Source organism: Rhodococcus sp. NPDC057014, assembly GCF_042673295.1.
GTDB lineage: Bacteria > Actinomycetota > Actinomycetes > Mycobacteriales > Mycobacteriaceae > Rhodococcus_F.
This window is the reverse complement of record NZ_JBHUSF010000025.1, coordinates 1-19916: the sequence shown is the minus strand read 5'-3', so window position 1 is coordinate 19916 and position 19916 is coordinate 1. Positions and strand designations below refer to the sequence as shown.

Below are 19916 nucleotides of genomic sequence, written 5' to 3'. Positions count from 1 at the left end.
AAGGGGACAGCGTGAGGACAAAAGTCGCAGGTCGCCGCATGAACGGCGGCCGCTGCGGGCGGGCCGCTGGGATCGGTTTCACCGCCGCGCTCACTCTTGCGGTGGGGACGGGAACCGTCGCGGCGGCACCAGCATTAGCGGCACCCAGTTCAACTCCCGCGGGTGGGTGCCCGCAGGTCGCCGCCGAATTCGTTCCGGGCACCTGGGAGACGAATGCGAACGCGGATCCCTCGGTGGCGGTGGGGCTACTCAGGCCGATCGCGGATGAGCTGAACCGGCGGTTCCCGGGAAAGATCCGGGTCCGTTTTCCGGCGTATCCGGCGCAGGCCTTTACCGGCGGGCTCGCATACGGCACCTCCGCCGCCGCCGGTAAGCAGGCGTTGACAGACGACATCGCCTCATTGGCGGGGTGCGCGAACACTCGGTGGCTGATCTTCGGGTACTCCCAGGGTGGGGACATTGCCGGCGACGTGGCCTCGCAGATCGGCTGCAACGATTCGCCGATACCGGCGGACCGGGTGCTCGGAGTCGGGCTGATTGCCGATCCGCAGCAAGCCAATACCGGTGGCCAGGTGGTGGGCCCCAAGGTATCCGGTCAAGGCATTGCCGGTGGCCGGGTACAGGGATTCTGCAAGCTGACCTCCCGAGTGGCGCAGCAGTGCGACGACTCGGACATGTACTGCTCGACAAACGCGACGAAGAATCCGTTGCTGAGCTCGATCGGCCGCTTGGTGACCCAGCCACTGGGGGCGACCGGATCTGCGGCGCTGACCGACGCTATGACCTCCGGGCTCTCGAGCAGTCAGCTCACCCAACTGCCGGGTGATCTGTCGACGATCACCAACCTTACCGCTGGTAGCGGGTCTGCTGACATGCCGCGATTGGCCGAAGCTGCAGCGCGGACCGGGCAAACGTTGCAGGGCTTGGAGGACACGGCGTCGTGGGTGCGGCAGAACCCGGCAGCCCAAAAGCAGCTCGCCGCAGGGGGCCCCGGATCTGTGCAGCAGAGCGCGAACTCCTTCCTGGGGACGTTGTCCGAGCTCGATCTCGGCGGCGCGGTCAACGGTGCGGCGTCGATCGCGAACACTGCCCAGGCCATCGCCGCCGGGGGTAGGCCACCCGCCGGGGTGCTCGCTCAGCCCGCACAGGACCTCGCCGCGGTCACTGCACCGATCGCAGCCAGTCCCGCCGATGTTCTTTCGCAGGCGGGGCAGGTGCTCTCGATCCTCAAGCCGTCTGTGGTGATCGACCAGATCACGAATGTCGGGACGAACGGGCTTGCTCTGGCCCGCAATGTGCCAGCCATCGGCGACGCACTGCGGCGGCTCGGGGAAGTTCTGACCAATCCGGCGCTGTTGGTGCCGGGTCCGGCCCAGCAACTGCTGATCCGGGAGGCGCACCGACTCAGCGGCGATCTCAACAATTTGTTCCGCCCGCTCGTGGTACTCGCCGCCGATGCGGACCTGAAACTGGCGTCTGGGTTGCTGCGGATGATCCCCGACCCATCCGGTGCCTCCCTGATCGCGGCACTGATCGTCGACCTCCTCTCCCAGGTCGATGTGGTCGGCCTGGCCAAGAGTGTGGGGGATCTGCAGGAAGCGTTGTGGCACGGCATCGAAACGAACGACTGGCTCGGGGCCGCTGGCCGCGCCGCCGGGGCCGGTCTGGGCGTCGTGTCGGTGGGATTGCGGGCGCTCGGTTCGGGGGAGAAGACCCCGACGTCGGCACTCAATGTGCCCTCCGCGGGTTCGGCAGATCTGACGTCGTTGGCGTCGCAGTTCGTGTCCCTGGCCGGGTCTTCCGGTGCGGACACCCTCGCCGACGTCGCCGCCGAGGGACTCGACGCTGCCGCGTTCCTGACCTCCGGGGTGCATGTGAGTGCGTACACCGACAAGCCCGTCGACGCCGCCGGCCACACCGCCGTGTCGTGGCTGACCGAGTGGGCTGCGGCGAAGGTGCAGGCCCTGACATGACCCGCGCACTTGTGGAGGGGAACGTGAATGGGCAAGTGGCTGATCGCGGGCTTCGCGGCCGCGATGGTGGCGATGTTCGTGCTGTTCGCCGCGGCTATGGGATCGAATCCGCCACCGAAATTCGATGCGGGGCAGTTGCTGCCGGGGTCGGTGCCGCCGGAGTACGAGGCCTGGGTGATCAAGGCCGGGTCGATGTGCGCGGAGGTCAGTCCACCGTTGATCGCCGCTCAGATCGAGGTCGAATCGGGTTGGAATCCGCAGGCGGTGTCCCCGGCGGGCGCCGAGGGATTCAGCCAGTTCATGCCCTACACCTGGCCGACGTACGGGCGCGACGAGGACGGCAACGGCCGGATCAGTCCGTTCGACCCGGCCGACGCGATCATGGCGCAGGGCCGATTCGACTGCGCGGCGGCCGAGCAGGGCAAGAAGGACCTCGAGGCCAGGCGGATCACCGGCGACCTGACGGACATCATGTTGGTGTCCTACAACTGCGGGTACGGCTGCATCCTGGATCGGGGCAGCCCCTACGGCACCTCCGGCGGAGCGGAGTCGGACTCGTATCCGGCCAAGGTGAAAGCTGCACTGCCGAAGTACATTCTCACGCTCACCGCGCCGTCGGCGCCGGGCTTCGTGCCGGACGGACCGTTCGGAAACAACGTGGTGGCTGCCGCGGTGGCGCAACAGGGGCTGCCGTATGCGTGGGGTGGCGGGAACGCGGACGGGCCGACACGCGGCGTCAGCGACGGGGGCGGTGCGGCGGATGCGCACCGGGACTTCGACAAGGTCGGCTTCGACTGTTCGGGGCTGGTGATCTACGCGGTCGCGCAGGCGTCGAATCACCAGGTCGTGCTGCCGCATTTCACCGGCTATCAACTCACCGACCCCCGCGGGCAAACGGTCCCGGTCAATGCCCTCGCACCCGGCGATGTGGTCTTCCCGGCCGGGGGTGCCCCGCAGCATGTGGCGATCTACATCGGCGACGGCCTGGTCGTTGCCGCCCCGGAATCCGGGGATGTGGTGAAGATCCAGCCGATGGCCGAGGCCGTCGGATCAAATCCCGACGCGAGGAGGTTCGGATGATCCCGACCGGATTGCGCAGACCACTGCTGGTCGCGGCTGCGGCCGTGGCAGCACTGACGGTCGCCGCCTGCGGGCACGACGGTGAGGACGGCACTGGAGCGGTGCCGGGGGTCCTCGTGCCGGCAGCGCCCGGAGCCGCCGAGACGGTGCCGACCTCACCGCCGGTGTCGCCGCCGTCCGAGCTGCCTGCACCGTACCGGGAGGTGGATCGGTCCTCGCCGGACGCGGTGGCGGCCGCGGTCACCGAGCTCTGGTACGGCTGGGACACCACCCGCGATTCCGGCCCGTACGACGCCAAGCTGCGGGCCCTGCCGCTGTTGGACCCTGCCACGGTGACCGATCTGGTGACACACCCGCCGATCTCCGGGCCCGGCGCGGATTGGCTCGCACTGGCTGCGGCGGGGGCGATCGCGCACGTGAGCAGCACCCCGGCCCACGAAGCGGGGGCACCGGCCGATACCGACCTGCGCGCCTATCGGCTGCGGGAGGTCACCCAGGAGTTCATTGGAACCCCGCCGCCGCCCCGCACCCAGCGGATCGTGTCGGTGGTGCTGCGCCGCACCTTCGACGGGTGGCGGGCGGAATCGGTGGTGGCCCGATGAGCGCCGCGGTCGGGTTCCCGGTGCCCCGGATCGCCGGGATCGATGGGGGAGTGGGCACATCGCTCGTGGCCACGATGCTCGCAGTTCCGTTCGACGGCGGCACACGCGCGCCCGCCGAGCAGGTGGACGTGCTGGTGTGCCGGTCGGTGACCGGGCAGGTCGCTCGCGCGATCGCCACCACGATGGCGATGCCCGTCCCGCCGGTGCTGGTCGTCGTCGACGACTGCGGGCAGAGCTGGCCGAAGACCGCCCGCCAGCGGGTGGAGATGGCGCGGCCCAATTTGCCTGCGGTGGTGCGGGTGCCGTGGATCGAGCAGCTGAGATCGGTCGACGACCCGCACCTGCTGCTCGCCGAGGCCCTGCACGGGCATGACTATCTCGACGAGGTGCCCCGGTGGGCGATGCCGGCGCAGAAGGCGGCGCAGGAGCTGGTGACCGCGGTGACCGGTCTGCTCACCGACCCGAACGCATCACCGTGACCGCGTATTCGACCGCGGCACACGCCGACCGTTCCCGGGCAATCACCCGACCCACGACCCCGTTCTTCGATTCCAGACAGAAACAACCAGGAGGAACACCGATGATGCTGCACACGTTCGCCGAGATGGCAGCCAACCTGCCCCCGGCAGGGTCCGCCGGGCCGCTCCATCTCACCGACGACACCGCCGTCCTCGCGCAGGACTTGGTGGTTCCGAACCCGCCGCCGAAGCCGATTCCCGGCCTGGAGGAGCCGGTCAACGAGTGGCTGGGCTACCTCAAGTGGGCCTGCGGGATCTCCGCATTCGTCGGGATACTGTGCGCCGCAATCATGATGGGCGTGGGAATCCGCGGCCGTTCGGACGCCGCGAAGTGGGCCCTCGGGCACGCCCCGTGGGCGTTGGGCGGCGCCGTCCTTGCCGGCAGTGCCGCGGCCCTCATCGTCCAGGTCTCCTAGGGGAAGACGATGACCAAGCTGATCGGTCGCAACAATCCCCTCATGACGAAGGAGTTCGCCACGAAACCCCAGGCGCCGTGGCTTCGCCGCGGCCCGGTTCTCCTCGGCGGCGCCGGCGCCCTCCTGCTGGTGATCACCCTGCTGGTGGCCCTGTTCACCGGCACGGGGACCGACGAGCAGACGCCGGGTCCGGCGCCGGAACCTCCGGCGGCCGAGCCGGTGAATCCGCAGATCCCCGAGCGTGATCCGAGCAGGCAGCACGCACCGACCGACCCGGAGTGGATGACCGGAGCACCCGCCGGTCTGGTGTGGCGGCAGGTCGACAAGATTGCGTTGCCGTTCGGCGCAGCGGACGGGCCGTGGACGATCGACGAGGACGCGGGGACCGCCGCCGGATACAGCCACACCCCGCAGGGCGCGGTGCTGGCCGCGTACCAGATCGGCAATCGCATCGCCCTCGGACCGGACTACGCGAGGGTCGTCGACGCGCAGACGGTCTTCGACAGTGCCGCGGCCGCGGACGTCAAGGCGCACCGCGGCACCCCGGATCCGTCCGCCCTCGACGGCTCCACGCACTCGTCGGCGTTCAAGGTGCTGGCCTACCTGCCCACCCAGGCCACCGTGCAGTACGCCATGCCGAACCCGATGAACGGCACCTACAACTCCTATCAATTCACGGTGGTGTGGGTGGACGGCGACTGGAAGCTTGTCGCGCCCAACGACACCGCGTCCGCCAAGGCGCTGTCGAGCATCGACGGGTTCACCCCGTTCTGACCGCGACGCAACCAATCCTCAAGGGGTGATCATTCGTGAGCTGGTGGGACACCATCGGAAACGGCGCCGTGTGCGGCGGCAGTTTCGGCACCAATCTCGGCGCCTGCAGGGACGCGGCCGGAGCCGCGATCGAGAAGGCCGCGGACGCGGCGGCGGCCCCCGCGGTCGCTGCCGCCGACGGCGTCTTCGAGAAGTTCGCGGCCTGGGTCGGGCAGGCGGCGGGGGATCTGTTGGTCTCGTCGATGACGTGGTGGCTGTCGACGGACTCGATCAACATCGACGCGGGCAAGGTCCTCGCCGGTGAGCGGCCGGTCCAGGTGCTGGTGACCTTCATTCTGATGGCCGGGGTGCTGTGCACCGCGATCATGATGTCGTTGACCCGACGCGGGAAACCGCTGGTCGACATGCTCACCGGTGCCGCGAAGTACATGATCATCCAGTCGCTGGCGTTGCTGGTGCTGTCCCAGGCGTTGCGGTGGGGGGACGTCGCGGCCGCCGCCCTGGTCGCGAACGGGGCCGAGAATTTCGGTCCGCGGGTGTCGGAGATGCTGGGGCTACAGGCCATCTCGAATCCGGCGATGCTGGCTCTGGTCGCGATGGTCTGCTGGTTCCTCTCGCTCGTTCAGTGGGTGTTCGGGTTCCTGCGGCAGGGCGGGATCGCGGTGCTGGCGGGGATGATCTCGATCGCCGCGGCGGGGCAACTGTTTCCGTGGGGGCGGCAGTGGTTCCCGCGGATCGCCTCGATGCTCGTCGCGCTGGTGCTCTACAAGCCGATGGCCGCGATCATCTACACCGTCGGGTTCAAGTTGATGGGGGCCGCCGGCACCGACAACGTCCTCGAATCGGTGATGGTCGGGGCGATGGTCCTGGTCATCGCGGTGATCTCCCTACCCGGCATGATGGCGTTCTTCGCCTGGGTGGGATCGCCGAGCTCGCCGGGTGTCTCGTCGGCGGCCACGGCTGCGGAGCTGGGCGCGGTCGGCGTCGGCGGTGCGGACTTGATGAGCAAGATGAATTCCTGGGGCGGCGCCGGTGGGGAGGCGATGACCGGCGGATCCGATCCGCTGGCGTCGTACATGCACAACACCGGACCGGGCAGCGGCCCGAACGACATCGACCCGGGGCCGGGAGCGCACAACCTGCCCGACCCGCAGCCCTGGGAAACCCCCGGTGGGGCAGCCCCCGACGCCGGGGCACCCGGTTCCGGAACCGACCCGGGCATGGAGAACCCGGCCACCTCCGAGCAACTCGGACCCCATGGAGCACCCGCGGCGGGAACCGGGGCCCAGGACGCCGAGAACGTCGGCTCGGCAGCGGGATCCGGGGGCACCACGGCCGCTGCGGCCGGTACCGAGGCGGCGGCCGGCGCGGCGACCGGTGGTGTCGCGGTCGCCGCCAAAGAAGGAGCTGCCGCGATCGGCGAGGCCACGCAGCGGGTCGGTGAGGCCGCCAACGCCGGAGCCCAGGCGATGACCGGCTCCGACCCCGATCAGAACTGAGTACACGACAGAACGCGGAGGACAGAAGATGCGTAAGCGTGAGAAGGGGCAGCGATCGGCACGACCCCGCCCGGCCCGGACCGGGGAGCGGGCATGAGCGGTCGCGGCTATCCGGCCGAGACCCGTGCCGCCGCAGTGCAGATGGTCGCCGACCGGCTGGATTCGGCCAGCAGTCAATGGGCGGCGATCGAGGCCGTCGCGGCGCACTTCGGCGTTCACCCGAACTCGGTGCGTGGCTGGGTGCGGGCAGCCCACGGCACCGCCGATCCCCGGCCGCTGCTGCCCGCCGAACAAGACGCCGAGATCGCCCGCTTGCGCGCCGAGCTCGTCGCCGCGCAGACCGCCAACTCGGCTCTCGCCCGCGCCCTGCTCGACCGATAGCGACCCGACAACCTCAGGAGAGCCATGACCAGGACACAGTGCAGTGAGAGGAGCAACCGGTGAGCGCGATGTCGTTCGGGCGACTCCGGCAGGCAAGGGGCCGGTCGTTCATCAGTAATTGGACGGGAAGACAGACCAGCATCGTCATCGTCTCCTTGGTGCTGATTCTTGCGGTCCTGCAGGTTTCGTGGATCGGTGCGCTGGTGCTGTCGCTGGTGTCGGTGCCGATCCTGGCGGTCGCGGTGGTCCCGTTCGGCAAGTCGAACCGCACCCTGACCGACCGGGGGATCTGGCACGTGCGCGGGTGGCTCGCCCATTCCTCCGGCAGCGACGAGTACGCCGCCGGGCCCCTGACCACGGTCGATCGTGGTGACAACCTGCCGGGCGTCGCCGGTGCCCTGATGCCGTTGGACATCGAGAACGGTCGCGGGGGTCGGCAGAACCTGATGTGGAATCGCCGCACCGGTCTGGTCTCTGCACGGCTGCGGGTCTCACCTGTCGGGCTCGCGCTGGCCGACGAGGCCGATCAGAACACCTGGATCGCCTCGTACGGGGCGATGCTCGCCGACTTCGGCTACAAGCGCTTCATCGACCATGTCAGCTTCGACATCGAGTCCTCACCGACCGGTGGAGTCAACCAGCGCGACTACACCCTCGACCGGATCTCACCGTCGGCCCCGCAGGTCTGCAAGGAGATCCTGCACGAGCTGGTGCCCAAGCGGGGTGCCACCACCGCGGACGTCTCCACCTGTGTCACCGTGCATTTCGATCCGGCCCAGTTCACTCCGCAGCCCGCTGATCTGAGCGAGGTCGGCACTCAGGTGGTGCGATGGTTGCCGGGGATCGAGTCCGCGCTGGCGTCCTCCGGAGCTGCCGTGCTCGGGCGGGCCAGCACACCGTGGGTGATCCGCCGCCTGCGCGCCCAGTACGACCCCGCCGTTCGCGGTGAAGTCCTCTCCAGCGACTCCCCACACGACTCCGACGGGGAGCTGCTGACCTGGCGGGATGCCGGGCCGATCCGCACCGGCGGCGACGATCACGTGTATCGCACCGACTCCGGTCACCACGTGTCCTGGGTGCTCGAGGCACCGCCGCAAGGGGTGTTCACCGCATCGGTGCTGCTGCCGCTGCTCGCTCCGGGGCCGTTCTACCGGCGGGTGTCGATGGTCTACCGGCCGTACCCAGCGTCGGAGGCCGCCGAGGTCCTCGAGAACGAAGTCACCGGTGGCACCCTGCGCGCGTTGTGGGCCCGCAAGACCCACGTCGACGAAACCCAACGCGAACGCGACGACCGGGCCAAGGCCCGAGCGGACACCCGCGACGAATCCATGGGTGCCGGTGTCGGCCGATTCACCCTGTACATCACCACCACCGTGACCAACCCGGAGTTGCTCGACGCGGCCGTCGCCGACGTGGAGGAGCGGGCCGGATCGTCGAAGATCCGTCTGCGCCGCGCCCGCGGCTCGCAGGCGGCGATGTTCGCGGTGTCCCTCGGCTGGGGGATCGACCCCACCCAAGCCCTCGGCCGCCCGGCCGGCGACAGATGGGACGGCTAGGCCATGCGAGCAGATCACCATGCCGGTGCCCCACTGGTGGAGCGGCTTCTCGCCCGGATCGGGGTGATACCGGAGTTCCGCAAGCACAACCAGGCCGCCCGGGACCTGAGCGACGACAGCGCGATCTTCGACCACCTGCCCGCCGGCTATCTGCACGGCGAGGTGCCGCCGGCCAAGGGCTACAACGAACCGTTCGGCGGCCACCAACCGAACATCGACCGCGGCGCACTCTGGCAGGGCACCACGGCCCAGCTCGCGGGCCTGTACCCGTTTGCGGCGGCCGCCGGCGCCCAAGTGCGGGGTGTCCCGTTCGGCCGGCACCTGCACACCGCCGAACCCATCGGCATCGACCCCGCCCAGTGGCTCAAGGACGGCCTGGTCACCAACACCGGCATCTGGTGCCAGATGCAGCCCGGCGCCGGGAAATCCGCCTTCTCCAAACGGCTCGGCATGGGGCTGGTCGGCTACGGGTTCATGATGCTCGTTCCCGGCGATCTGAAGAACGAATACACCGCCCTGGTCACCGCCATGGGCGGCGACGTGTTCGAACTTGGCCGCGGCCTGCACTCGGTCAATCCCCTCGACCTCGGGGTGCTGCGGGAGGCGATCGCCGCCGCCTCCGGCGCCCGTAAGGAACAGCTCCTCGAAACCGCCCGCAGCCGCCGCCTGGACCTGGTCGAAGCGCTGCTGGTGATCGGCGGATCGAAACGCCTGGACCCGACGTGGCGGCTCTACCTCGCCCGTGCCGTCGACCTCGCCGACCAGGCAGCGACCGATCCCCGCGGCCCGGTCATCCCCGATGTGCTCCGGGTGATGAACGTCGGCCCGCAGGCCCTGCACGACGTCGTGGTCACCGACGACGACTTCGCCTATCTGCGCGAGACCCGCGACTTCCGCAACACCCTGCAGTTGATGGTCGAAGGCCCCATCCGCGGTATCTTCGACCGGCATTCGAGCTTCGACATCACCCGGGACACCCCGGCGATCTCCCTCGGGCTGCAGGCAATCGAGCGGGACTCGGCCGACGTCGTCGCCGCCGCGATGCTCTGCGCCCAGTCCTGGTGCTCGTCGGTGATTGACGCCCAGCAGGCGGTCGGCAAGCGCCGCAACATCTACATGCCACGCGATGAGATGTGGCGGGCGCTGCGCGCCGGGTCGGGCCTGGTGGAGCTGATGGACCGCGGCTCGCGCATGGACCGCAACGACGGCGTCGTCACCGGGTACTTCACCCACTCGCTCACCGACCTCGACGCCCTACCGACCGAGTCCGACCGGGCCAAGGCTAAGGGCTTGGCCGCCCGCAACGGCATCAAGGTCTACGGCGGCATGGACCACGCCGAGCTCAAACGCGTGCACGAGATCAGCCCGCTGACCAGCCGGGAACGGGCCCTGCTCGCCTCCTGGCAGGCACCGCCCACCTGGGTGCCCGGCCAGGCGCATCCCGGCCGCGGGAAGTACGTCATCAAATCCGGCTCCCGCCTGGGCCTTCCGGTGGCGGTCACCCTGACCGAGACCGAGAAGGTGCTCTACGACACCGACCAGGCATTCAGCGACATCACCCGCAGCGACGTCGTCAACCGGCTCCGCCCCGCCGCCGCGGCCTGACCAGAAGGGAAACACGATGGGACGGGAAGCGTTTGCGCCGCTACTGATGTGCGCGGCAATCGGGATCTTCCTCGGGGTGGGCAAACTGCAGGACCTGCACCAGCAGGGCTGGCCGTGGTGGGCGCTGATCACCGGGATACTCCTCGCCGTATCCGCGGTCGCCGGGCTGGGCTGGTGGATGTGGCGCACGGTCCGTCACACCTCGGCCAAGCAGAAACTCACCGATGTACGCGCTCTTAACGACTACACCGGCAAGGGTGCCGCCGAAAAAGGCCGCGGCCTACGCAGTTCGCTCACCGACACCATGAACGTCGAGATGCGTGAGTTGGCCGTGCGGATGGGCCGGGTCGGGCGGACCACCCTCTGGAAGTCCTGGGAGGACGTCTGCCTGGTGTTCATGGGGCCCCGGTCGAACAAGACCAGCGCGATCGCCGTGCCCACGGTCCTGTCCGCGCCGGGACCGGTGGTGGCCACCAGCAACAAACCCGACCTGTGGATGCTCACCGCGGGCCTGCGGGCCCGGGTCGGGCGGGTCTTCACCTTCGACCCGTTCGCCATCGCCTACGTGCGGCAGACCTGGTGGTGGAATCCCCTCGCCGACGTCAAAGAACCGGAGGACGCGCAGAAGCTGGCCGGGCACTTCGTCTCCACCGTCGATGCCGGCAACAACCGTGACATCTGGGGGCCGGCCGCGAAATCGTTGCTCGGGCAGTTGTTCCTGGCGGCCGCCGTATCTGGCAGGAGCCTGCGGGATTCACTGAACTGGCTCTACACCGGATCCGACGAGCCGATCGGCATCCTCGAACGCTCCGGCCACCTGCTCGAGGCCGCCAAGCTCGCCACAACCCTCGAGGGCGCCGCCGAAACCCGGTCCGGGTTCGTGCTCACCGCCTCCGAAGCGGTGTCCTGCCTGACCAGCGAGAAGGTGCTGCGCTGGGTCACCCCTCCGACGACGTGGCGGACACCGCCCAAGGCGGGGGAGAAGATCGACCAGCTCGACCTGTGGGAGTTCGTCGCACCACGCGAGGACGGGCAATACCCGACGCTGTATCTGCTCACCCAGGAAGGTGCCGGGACCGCCGGGCCGGTCGTGGCCGCGCTCGTCGACCGGCTGTTCCGGATCGCGAAGCAGGCGGCGACCGCAATGGGCGGTCGCCTCGACCCGGTCCTGACGGCCATGCTCGACGAGGCCGCCAACATCTGCCGGATCGCCGACCTTCCGGCGTACTACTCCTGGTTCGGATCCGTCGGCGTCTCGGTGACCACGCTGCTGCAGTCCTACGCCCAAGGCGAAGGGGTGTGGGGCAAGACCGGGATGGAAACGCTCTACAGCGCCTCGACGCTGAACATCGTTGGCGCCGGCACCAAGGACGTCAATTTCGCACGCACCCTGTCGACCTCGATCGGGGAGCACCTGGTCAAACGCACCACCGACAGCTACGGGCCCGGTGGTACGTCGACGTCGGTGGCGCAGATCCGCGAACCGATCATGCCCGTCGACGAGATCATCAACCTCGTCCGCACCAAGGCGATCTGGCACGTCACCAGCCATCGGCCGGTCCTGATGAACCTCCTACCCTGGTACCGCGAGAACGACCGCGACGAGATCGCCTCCACCAACGCCGATGCGCTCGAGCAGGTCCGGATCGCCGCGGTCGAGGCACTCGGACCGGCCAACCCGGTCGCCAGGCACCTGTCCGACGCAATACCGGTCAACGCCGCCGAGGTCGAGAAGGCCCTGTGACCGCCGACGGCCCCACCCCGGTCGACGTCGCCGAACTACTCGACCGGATCGCGGACCTCGAAAAACGCCTGGCAGCCACGGGCGACCGCCAGGACATGTTCGCCCAGGCCCTGGACGCATTCGAGGATGCCGTCCACTCGGCCGCCGCAGTCGATATCACGGCGCCGACAGCTGACGACACGGACGACACGGAGCAGGATCGCCAGCCCGAGAAGATCGACATGGCGGTGCTCTACGACTGGGTCCACACCCACGTCGGACAGTGGGCTCAACGTAAGATCCCAAGGTCAGCCACCGGCACATCCGGTGTTCGGTGGTGCCCCTGGTGGTTTCATCACCCCGAGGCAGTCAGCCGATTCGAGGCCCTCCGCCGCGCCTGGACCGCCTACGTCGCGGCGAAAGACCCGACCGCAATGGCGGTGTACTTCCGCGACTTCTACGACCGCACCCTGGATGCACTGACCAGCGAGACCGGCCCGTTCCACGCGTGCAGCCCCGCCAGCCACCGGGAACCCGAGTTCGTTCCCATCGCGACGGCACCTTGGGAGAACGAGCCAGAGGGTCCTTAGTCCGCGAATGGCGGTGCTGTCACCACGACTCCGGGGCCAGCCGCTGTAGCGGCTTCGCCCCGACGGGGCAATGTTCACCAAAAAGTAGCGCAATGAGCTGTCACCAGATCGACCGTTCCTTCAGGCGCGATGGTTTTCGCGACCGCCCGATCGCCCGTAGCTAGGCGATTTCATTACGTATCATTGGACGTTTCATCGATGTATCACGCCATTTCATAGTGGCACCTGGCAGGTCATGGGTATCGAGGTGCATCAGATCTGGTGGGTCCGCCTGACCGTGTAGCGTATGCGCCATGACGACGGATCCATTCGCAGGCCTTGAGGACAAGCCGTCCCTTACCTCGAGCGACGCGCTCAAAGAGTTGCTCGACAGCGCCAAGCGTGGGTTCGTTCCGATACGGAATGACGTGGTACAGCATCCGCCGACAGCACCCGAGCGCGCGGCGGCGTTATCGAAACTGGTCTCGGGTAGATACGAGCGTTCAGTCGATGCCCTACTCGTTCTCCACGCGACGTGGCCGGTACTCGCCAACGACCCAATTCCACTGGCCGCCTGGGCCCACCTCCTCAGCACACGCAAGAAGTGTGGCCCTACCACGGCATCGAAGTCGTTTGGAGTTCTCGAGGACCTCAAGCTCATTACTCGCCGTCGAGAAGGACGGAAGCTGGTAGTGACGCCGCTGCATGAGAGTGGGGACGGCCGAGAGTGGACCAGACCACGAAGCCGAAGTAGCGATACCGGCGGATTCTTCGTAATACCTCATCAGTATTGGACGGACGGGTACGCGGACCGTCTACGCCTCCCAGGGAAAGCCATGTTGCTCATCATGTTGAAGGAAACCCAGGGGACACCCGTCTTCACCATGCCGGTCGAGCGCGCCCCAGCTTGGTACGGCATATCCGAACGCACAGCAGAGCGCGGTTACGCCGAGTTGCTCGATCAGGGGCTCATACAGACGCACATCCAAAAGGTGCCCTCGGCTCGGCTCGGACCCGGCGTGTACCGAAAGATCTACCATCGTGCCCTCCGTGGACCATTCGCGACGGATTCTCGAAAGCAACTCCAAGACGCCACGGCCGCACGGACTCGGGCGCAGCAATCGAAAGGGTCCAGCTAGTGGCAGCGGTCGAGGTCTTCGTCGATGAAACGAAGGAACGCGGGTACCTGCTTTGTGGGGCGGTCGTGGCTTCCCAGAGGCTGACACAGAGCAAGAAGGCAATGCGGGATCTCAAGCCAAAGAACCGTGACCGTCTCCACATGCATGACGAGCGGCCCGCGAACCGAGCACGGCTTGTCAAAGAATTCATGCGCGTGTGCCCGATCGATGCGGCTCACATCTTCATCGCCCCGATTGCTGGGCGGCGAGAACGGGCAGTACGTGACGATTGCCTGGCAGAACTCGCCCGTACGTCCGCCGCACTCGGAGCTAACCGAATCTTGGTCGAATCCTGCTCACAGGATCGGCAGGATTTTCGGATTCTGACCGACTCACTGAAAGGAGTGGGGGCATTGCAACAGGTCCGAGTCGCTATCGACGTACCAACGTCCAACGAGATGCTTTGGGCAGCGGATCTCGTGGTGTGGGCTTATGCAGATGGGGGTCGCAACCGCGACATGGTGATGCCAGTCGTCCAGGTGCACAACCTTGGGTAGATAGCGCAAAGGCCGGGCGACCACGCAAAGCGTGCGGGCTCCCGGCCTCACTTTCTTGGCTCTTCACCAAGACGCCTACATGTTAGCACCCAGCCGTTTCATAGTGGCACCCCACAGGACCGAGTGAAGATCCTCTCCTATCGCTTCCGCATCCTTCTATCGCCCGCGCCCGCGGTGGAGGTTGTGGTTACGTTGAGCGGCGGGTGTTGCGGCTTTCCGGGGTGTTCGTCGGATGTTCGATCGGGTGTTTCCGTTGCGCGGGGGAGTGAGCGGGGCTTGCGCAGAGGCCAGCATGTCTGCGGCGATTGAGTCGGCCTGCGCCTCGTCTTGGTCGGCGTGTGCACGGTCGTCGTCGTCGGCCTGCAGTTGATCTGCGGATTGCTGGTCGTTGGGATACGCGAACACCGACAGCTCGGACCACAGGTTTGCGATGGGTTCTTCGTCGACGTCATCGGTGCTGTGCCAGCTCATTGCGCGTTGGGCGAGGGACGCGATCGTGTCGGTGTGGTCGGATTCGGCGTCGACGTGCACGGCCAGGGTTTCGTCCGACTGTGCAGCGGCGAGTTCGGCTGCTGCCCGGCGCTCGAGCATTGTCGCGGTCGGGTCGAGCAGGCCGGGGAACCGGTGGCCGAGTTGGGCGTCGAACGTGTCGTCGATCTGGCCGAGCAGCTCGGCGGCTTCCGCGCGGTCGCGGGGGTCGGTCGGGTCGGTGTTCAGCAACCATTCGGTGGCGAGCTCGCGGCGCTCGGTGCGTGCACGGGTGTCGGCGTCGTCGAGGGCCCAGATCGCGTAGCCGCTGGGCGAGCGGGTGCCCGCCCAGTCGAGTTCCCGCACTGCGCCGGCCAGTCGGGTGGGGTCGGCGCCGGCGTCGACAAGTTCGCGGAATCGGGTCTCGACCGTGGGCCACCGCGGATTGTCGAGGATGGTCTCCGGGACACGGCCGCGCACGCGGTCGGCCAGGCTGACGTCGCGGCCGAAGAGCGGTACCCACGCGTCTTGTACGGCGGCCCCGTTGTCCGCGAGTCCGGAGACGAAGTCGGCCCAGTCGCGGTCGGCGGCGGCGATCAGTGCGTGCCCGCCGTCGGCAGCGGCTTGCTCTCGTGCGGCGGCGTGGTGGGCGTGCATGCGGTCGACCAGCACACCCTCGGCCCGAATCTGGGTCGCGGCGCCCGACATCGTGTGCGCCACCTGCCAGGAGCTGTACCAGTCCGGGTCGTGTTCGGTGGCCCACGCCTTCGCCTGCTCGACTTCGGCACCGCGTTGCGCCTCGGCGTGCCGGGCGGTGATCCATTCCCGCAGTCCCGCGACGCGCTCGGGGGTGGGTTGGTCGAGCAGCCACCGGTGGAGGTCTTGGGCGGTTTCGCGTGATCCTGTCACGACGTCGGCGTGGTTGTCGGGCCATCCGGCCTGCACCCCGAATCGGCCCGCGTCGAGTGGCGCGACCCGCACCGTCATTCCGGAGGCCGGGTCACGGTCGGTGAACACTCGACCGGACTCCGCCGCACGGGACCAGTCCCGAGCGTCGCGGTGGGTGAACCAGTGCAGGACGTTCAACCGCGACGCCTCGGTCTTGCGGGCGGCGCTCTCGCTGTCGTCGAAAGCGGCGCGGCCGTGTCGCTCGCGGATTCGCGAAAGAGCGCCGGCCATCAGACGCAGTGAGATCGCTGCCTTGAAGATGTCTTCCCGTGGCACCGTCAACGCTGGTGCCTCGTGCGGTTCGGCCACCGGGGCCACCCCCTTCTTCCTCCCCTCGACCGCGCGCGTTGCGCGGTCGGATGTCCGTTAGCGGATCGGTCCGCGGCCCTTGCCCCTGCCGTCGTCCGATCTCGGTGCGGGATCGATCCTGAGCCCTGGCATCGGTGATGCCGAGGTCGTCCGACTCGGTGCCACCGCCAAGGACGGGACCGCCTTGGGCTGCCCGTGCAGATCGACGGTGCGGTAGGTGCGGGTGAACTGCTGGCAGCCGTCGGCGGCGGAACGGGTGGCTCGGGCGTGGGCGCCGCGTCGTGATTGCTCATGCCATGCGGCCAGTTCCATCAGCAACGCGCCAACCGCCAGCGCCAGGTCCATCGTGGGCGCGTGCACGCGGCCTGCCGCCGTGAAGGTGCGCAGCACGCTCAGCGACCACGACGCCTGCCGCAACGCTGTGGCGCAGCGCCCGGCCGCGGTGGGGTCACCGTAGGCGCCGGCGCAACGTGCCGCGTCGGCATGCCGCCAGGACACCTGCGCGAGGTCGCGGCGGTCGCTCTGCCGTTCACTGGCTCTCGCCCATTGCGACAGCAACGCCTGCGTGGCGGCCGCGATCGGGGCTGGATCCTCGGTGCGGTCACGGACCGCGGCGGTGGCGTCCTTGACCACATCGGTCGTACTTTCCAGGCGTGCAACAACGGCGTCGGTGCGTTCGCGGTGGCCTGCCGGCACCGGCTCCGGTGTCGCCCGGACCCGCCACTCGGCGTTGAGTTTCGGCCAGGACAGCTCCGGCGCGAGCGTACTTCCCGCAAAGAAGATCGGGTTGCCTTTGCAGCTGGTGTCATTGCGGTCCGCGACGGCATAGCCGGTCATGCGCCCGGTCTCGTCGACGCGGCGGTACACCAGGATTCCCTGGCCGTCGAGTTCGCGGAGGAAGGCTTCGGGACAGTCGGTGGTTGCCGCGGTTTCGGCCACCACTTGACGTAGTTGCACGCGTGCGGCTTGGTTCGGCTCCGCGCGTTCCGGGCCGGGATCGTCGGTGCCGCCGCGTCGCTTCGGCGGCTTGGCAGCGCCGCGTTGGAATGGTGAGGGCTGTCCGCGACGCGCCGCGGCCTTCTCGACTTCCGCCCGCGTCGGGACGCTGGCGCTGGTGCGTCGGTCCTGGCGGCTGAGCTGACGTGACTCGAGGACCTCCAGGCCGTACTTCTTCTCGAGTTCGCCGCAGACCGCCTGGGCCCGTGGATAGTCCCGGAAGTCTGACACGATCGTGCCGTCTTCCCGTACTCGTGAGGCAGCGATGTGGACGTGATCGTTGCCGTCAGTGGACCGGCCGTGACGGATCGCGACCCACCGCGCCCCCGGGGCACCGGAGGCCGTTGCCGCAAACCCCATCTTCGCCATGAAGTCACCGGTGATCTGCGCCCACTGCTCGTCGGTGAGCTGTCCTTCTTCCGCTCGCAGCGAGAGGGAGCAGTGCCAGACATTGATGTCCTCGGTCGCCTCGAGCACGGCGACCGAACTGGACGTGCCGGAGTCGTAGGCGTGCTGCGCCTTTCCCTTCACGATCCGTTCGACCTTCGTGCCGAACATCTTCCGAGGGAGGTCCACTTCGTGTGCGATTGCCAGCGCCGTGGCACGGTCCAACTGGCCGAGGAAATCGTCACGTCCCAGGATCGCGGAGTGCCCGGCGATGACGTGCTGATTGGTGTGCTCGTTCGAATCGCCGGGACCGGCGAGATACACGAGCAGACCACTCATCCGCGCACCCTTGGTGATGTTCGGCATCATCGCATGAGGTCCTCGGCGTGCTGGTTCATCCGGTCACCGATCCGGCGCACGGCAGCGAGTGTCGCACTCAGGTCCTCGGACACCTCACCGGATGCGTTCGTGGCCTTGGCGATCTGGTTGATATTCCGTGATACCGCCCCGAGCAAACCCATCGCCGACAACAACGCGGCCGCGTTCGCGCGCCGCTCCGGGAGTGTCTGCACCGCCGGAGTCAACGCCGACTCCACCAGCAGCCGGGGGATCGTCACCCCCAGCGCGTCAGCGCGCCGACGCAGCGCCAGTTCTTCCTCGGGAGAGACAACAATCTGATGTGAATGAGTGCGGCCGCCGGCCACATTCTTCCGGCGACGTCGACGCGCGGATCGCGCAGCGTTGCTCGCACCAGGTGCAGCGTCGTCCGGCACCGATTTCCCCTCCCCGTCAAATCCGGTGCGCCGCCGCACCGGTCATCCACAGTGTGCTGGACTCCGCCGCCGGAGTCCACCCATCTCCTCACTTACCATAGGTAAGTTCTAGCTTGCTCCGACAAGGGTGTGTTGGGAGGGCACCGACAAGGGTGTGTTGGGAGGGCACCGCGTGTCACTCGACTCGACCCCGTGGAGGTTGTTCCCAGGTGGGCACCGGGCTTGACGGCCTTGGGCACACACGACATCTCTCCGCTCCGCTGTGTCGTGTGCACACAACGCCTACCCGGACACTCACCTGGGGACAACGGAATCGAGCGCGCGTTCCGTTGGCGACGAGCCCGCGTGTACGGCTCGAGATTCGCGGTTGCGACCGATACGATCGGGGCATGGAAACACAGCCGCTCGATGACGTGTTCGCCGCTCTCGACGCACAGATCCGACAGCAGGCGGAACAGAAGATGAAGACCATTCGTAGCGTCGCCACCGCGCACCGCACGCTGACCTCCGCGCGGGAAGACTTCGCACGCACCGATGCCGAGAACTCGCGGGCGCTCGGTGCCGCACTCGCCGAAGCCAAGGCGGCCGGATTCACGGACGCCGAGCTGAAGGAGTGGCGGGCCGACGACGAACCCAAGCGTGCAGCCCGCAAGACCGGGACCCGCCGGACGAAGCGCGCCACCAATGACAATCGGAGCACGGCCGAGACGGGCGAGCCCGCGCTCAAGGCGGTCTCCAACACATAGGCGCGTACCCGGTAACCGCTGACATGTCGGTGGGCACCGCTAGCGTTCGCTGTCATCCCCGCGGAATCCCCTGGCGGTGGCGTGAACAGCGAGGAGGCGGAGCCGTGTCAGCGCAGTCCCTAACGGTTCCCGGCCCGGGCAGCGCGGAACGGTTACGCTTCGAGAAGTTCATTGTCCGCGGACCGCGCGATACTGACTGCTGGCTGTTTTCCGGAGCTATATCAACGGATTCGTACGGACGCTTTTGGATCTCGCGCAACGGCAAGCAACGGGTGGTGCGCCCCCACAGATACGCGTTGGCAATCGAACTCGGCCGACCCCTCCTGGAGGACGAGGTGGCGTTGCACGAAGTGTGTGACAACCCGATCTGTGTGCGCGCCTCGGGAGCATCGGGGCGCCCGCACGTAGTGCTCGGGACGCAAGCACAAAACCTCGCGGGGATGGGGGCAAAGGGCCGCGGCGGTGGCCGCGGCCAGACATGGCGTTGGTACGGACCCGACCGCGCCGCACGGGCCGCCCGGTCGCGAGCATTGCGGGAGGCAGTGCGAAACGGATGGGACGACGAAAAGGTGCAGGAAGCCCTCTTGCACAGCGACGTCCCGACATTGTTCTGAACGACACGCACCCGACCGACGTCGGAAGCGTTAGGTGAGAAGGGAAGAGCATGAGCGAGAACGAAGCAGTCGTACCACGTTCGACGGTCGAGGCCGCGTTGTATCAGGCGACCAAGCACACCTGGTCGGTGTCGGATGCAGATCTGGAAGCGATCGTTGCGGGCGAGTCCGCCGGCCCGTTGCACCGCACCGCCGCCGGCGTCGACATCACGTTTCCGAACCCGGACGCGCTGCGCGGTCTGCTCTAGACCGCGGCCCGCGCGACACGAGGTGTGTCGTGCGGGACGCAGGCGCGGAGGGTGTT

At 68.0% G+C, this 19916-nt stretch carries 18 protein-coding genes; 15 read left to right on the top strand and 3 right to left on the bottom strand.

Annotated elements, in window-relative coordinates; all coding sequences use genetic code 11:
- Positions 1-11 precede the first annotated feature (11 nt).
- The 13 genes from ACFTZB_RS08050 (at position 12) to ACFTZB_RS07990 (ending at position 14371) form a co-directional block, all read left to right on the top strand.
- Entirely contained in the window at positions 12-1973 is a 1962-nt protein-coding gene (locus ACFTZB_RS08050; RefSeq protein WP_378430952.1) for a cutinase family protein, read from the top strand.
- A gap of 27 nt (positions 1974-2000) precedes the next feature.
- Positions 2001-3053 (top strand): NlpC/P60 family protein, encoded by a 1053-nt coding sequence (locus ACFTZB_RS08045; RefSeq protein WP_378430950.1) that lies wholly within the window; start codon positions 2001-2003, stop codon positions 3051-3053.
- Positions 3050-3655 carry a hypothetical protein gene (locus ACFTZB_RS08040; RefSeq protein WP_378430948.1) on the top strand — a complete coding sequence of 202 codons (606 nt, stop codon included), beginning with the start codon at positions 3050-3052 and terminating at the stop codon, positions 3653-3655. The genes ACFTZB_RS08045 and ACFTZB_RS08040 overlap by 4 nt, the downstream gene beginning before the upstream one ends.
- Complete coding sequence (locus tag ACFTZB_RS08035; protein WP_378430946.1) at positions 3652-4134, top strand: hypothetical protein; 483 nt, start codon at positions 3652-3654, stop codon at positions 4132-4134. Before ACFTZB_RS08040 ends, ACFTZB_RS08035 begins: the two co-directional genes overlap by 4 nt.
- 101 nt (positions 4135-4235) lie before the next feature.
- Entirely contained in the window at positions 4236-4589 is a 354-nt protein-coding gene (locus ACFTZB_RS08030) for a hypothetical protein (RefSeq protein WP_378430944.1), read from the top strand.
- 9 nt (positions 4590-4598) lie between these two features.
- Positions 4599-5363, top strand: a complete 765-nt coding sequence (locus ACFTZB_RS08025) for a hypothetical protein (RefSeq protein ID WP_378430942.1) — start codon at positions 4599-4601, stop codon at positions 5361-5363.
- Between the two features lie 35 nt (positions 5364-5398).
- Complete coding sequence (locus ACFTZB_RS08020; RefSeq protein ID WP_378430940.1) at positions 5399-6862, top strand: hypothetical protein; 1464 nt, start codon at positions 5399-5401, stop codon at positions 6860-6862.
- 93 nt (positions 6863-6955) lie between these two features.
- A complete protein-coding gene (locus tag ACFTZB_RS08015; RefSeq protein WP_378430938.1) occupies positions 6956-7243 on the top strand; it encodes a transposase in 288 nt (95 codons plus the stop codon).
- Positions 7244-7311: 68 nt separating this feature from the next.
- Positions 7312-8799 carry an SCO6880 family protein gene (locus ACFTZB_RS08010; RefSeq protein WP_378431000.1) on the top strand — a complete coding sequence of 496 codons (1488 nt, stop codon included), beginning with the start codon at positions 7312-7314 and terminating at the stop codon, positions 8797-8799.
- Positions 8800-8802: 3 nt separating this feature from the next.
- Positions 8803-10404, top strand: coding sequence for a hypothetical protein (locus ACFTZB_RS08005; RefSeq protein ID WP_378430936.1), 1602 nt, complete (start codon positions 8803-8805; stop codon positions 10402-10404).
- Between the two features lie 16 nt (positions 10405-10420).
- Entirely contained in the window at positions 10421-12148 is a 1728-nt protein-coding gene (locus tag ACFTZB_RS08000; RefSeq protein WP_378430934.1) for a type IV secretory system conjugative DNA transfer family protein, read from the top strand.
- Positions 12145-12717 carry a DUF4913 domain-containing protein gene (locus ACFTZB_RS07995; protein ID WP_378430932.1) on the top strand — a complete coding sequence of 191 codons (573 nt, stop codon included), beginning with the start codon at positions 12145-12147 and terminating at the stop codon, positions 12715-12717. Before ACFTZB_RS08000 ends, ACFTZB_RS07995 begins: the two co-directional genes overlap by 4 nt.
- A gap of 1117 nt (positions 12718-13834) precedes the next feature.
- The gene (locus ACFTZB_RS07990; RefSeq protein WP_378430930.1) at positions 13835-14371 is read left to right on the top strand and encodes a hypothetical protein; all 537 of its coding nucleotides are present in this window, start codon (positions 13835-13837) and stop codon (positions 14369-14371) included.
- 156 nt (positions 14372-14527) lie between these two features.
- On the opposite strand, the gene ACFTZB_RS07985 is transcribed toward ACFTZB_RS07990, so the two are convergent.
- Genes ACFTZB_RS07985 through ACFTZB_RS07975 form a run of 3 tightly spaced genes read right to left on the bottom strand, consistent with a single transcriptional unit; the run spans position 14528 to position 18183 of the window.
- Complete coding sequence (locus tag ACFTZB_RS07985) at positions 14528-16096, bottom strand: hypothetical protein (RefSeq protein ID WP_378430928.1); 1569 nt, start codon at positions 16094-16096, stop codon at positions 14528-14530.
- A 57-nt stretch (positions 16097-16153) separates the two neighbouring features.
- Positions 16154-17848, bottom strand: coding sequence for a relaxase/mobilization nuclease domain-containing protein (locus tag ACFTZB_RS07980; protein WP_378430925.1), 1695 nt, complete (start codon positions 17846-17848; stop codon positions 16154-16156).
- On the bottom strand, positions 17845-18183 hold the full coding sequence (locus ACFTZB_RS07975) for a plasmid mobilization protein (protein ID WP_378430999.1): 339 nt from the start codon (positions 18181-18183) through the stop codon (positions 17845-17847). Before ACFTZB_RS07975 ends, ACFTZB_RS07980 begins: the two co-directional genes overlap by 4 nt.
- A 458-nt stretch (positions 18184-18641) precedes the next feature.
- Here ACFTZB_RS07975 and ACFTZB_RS07970 point away from each other — a divergent pair, with 458 nt between their 5' ends.
- Together ACFTZB_RS07970 and ACFTZB_RS07965 are read left to right on the top strand one after the other, a co-directional pair.
- Complete coding sequence (locus tag ACFTZB_RS07970; protein ID WP_378430924.1) at positions 18642-18998, top strand: hypothetical protein; 357 nt, start codon at positions 18642-18644, stop codon at positions 18996-18998.
- A 664-nt stretch (positions 18999-19662) separates the two neighbouring features.
- Positions 19663-19860, top strand: a complete 198-nt coding sequence (locus ACFTZB_RS07965; protein ID WP_378430923.1) for a hypothetical protein — start codon at positions 19663-19665, stop codon at positions 19858-19860.
- Positions 19861-19916: the final 56 nt, after the last annotated feature.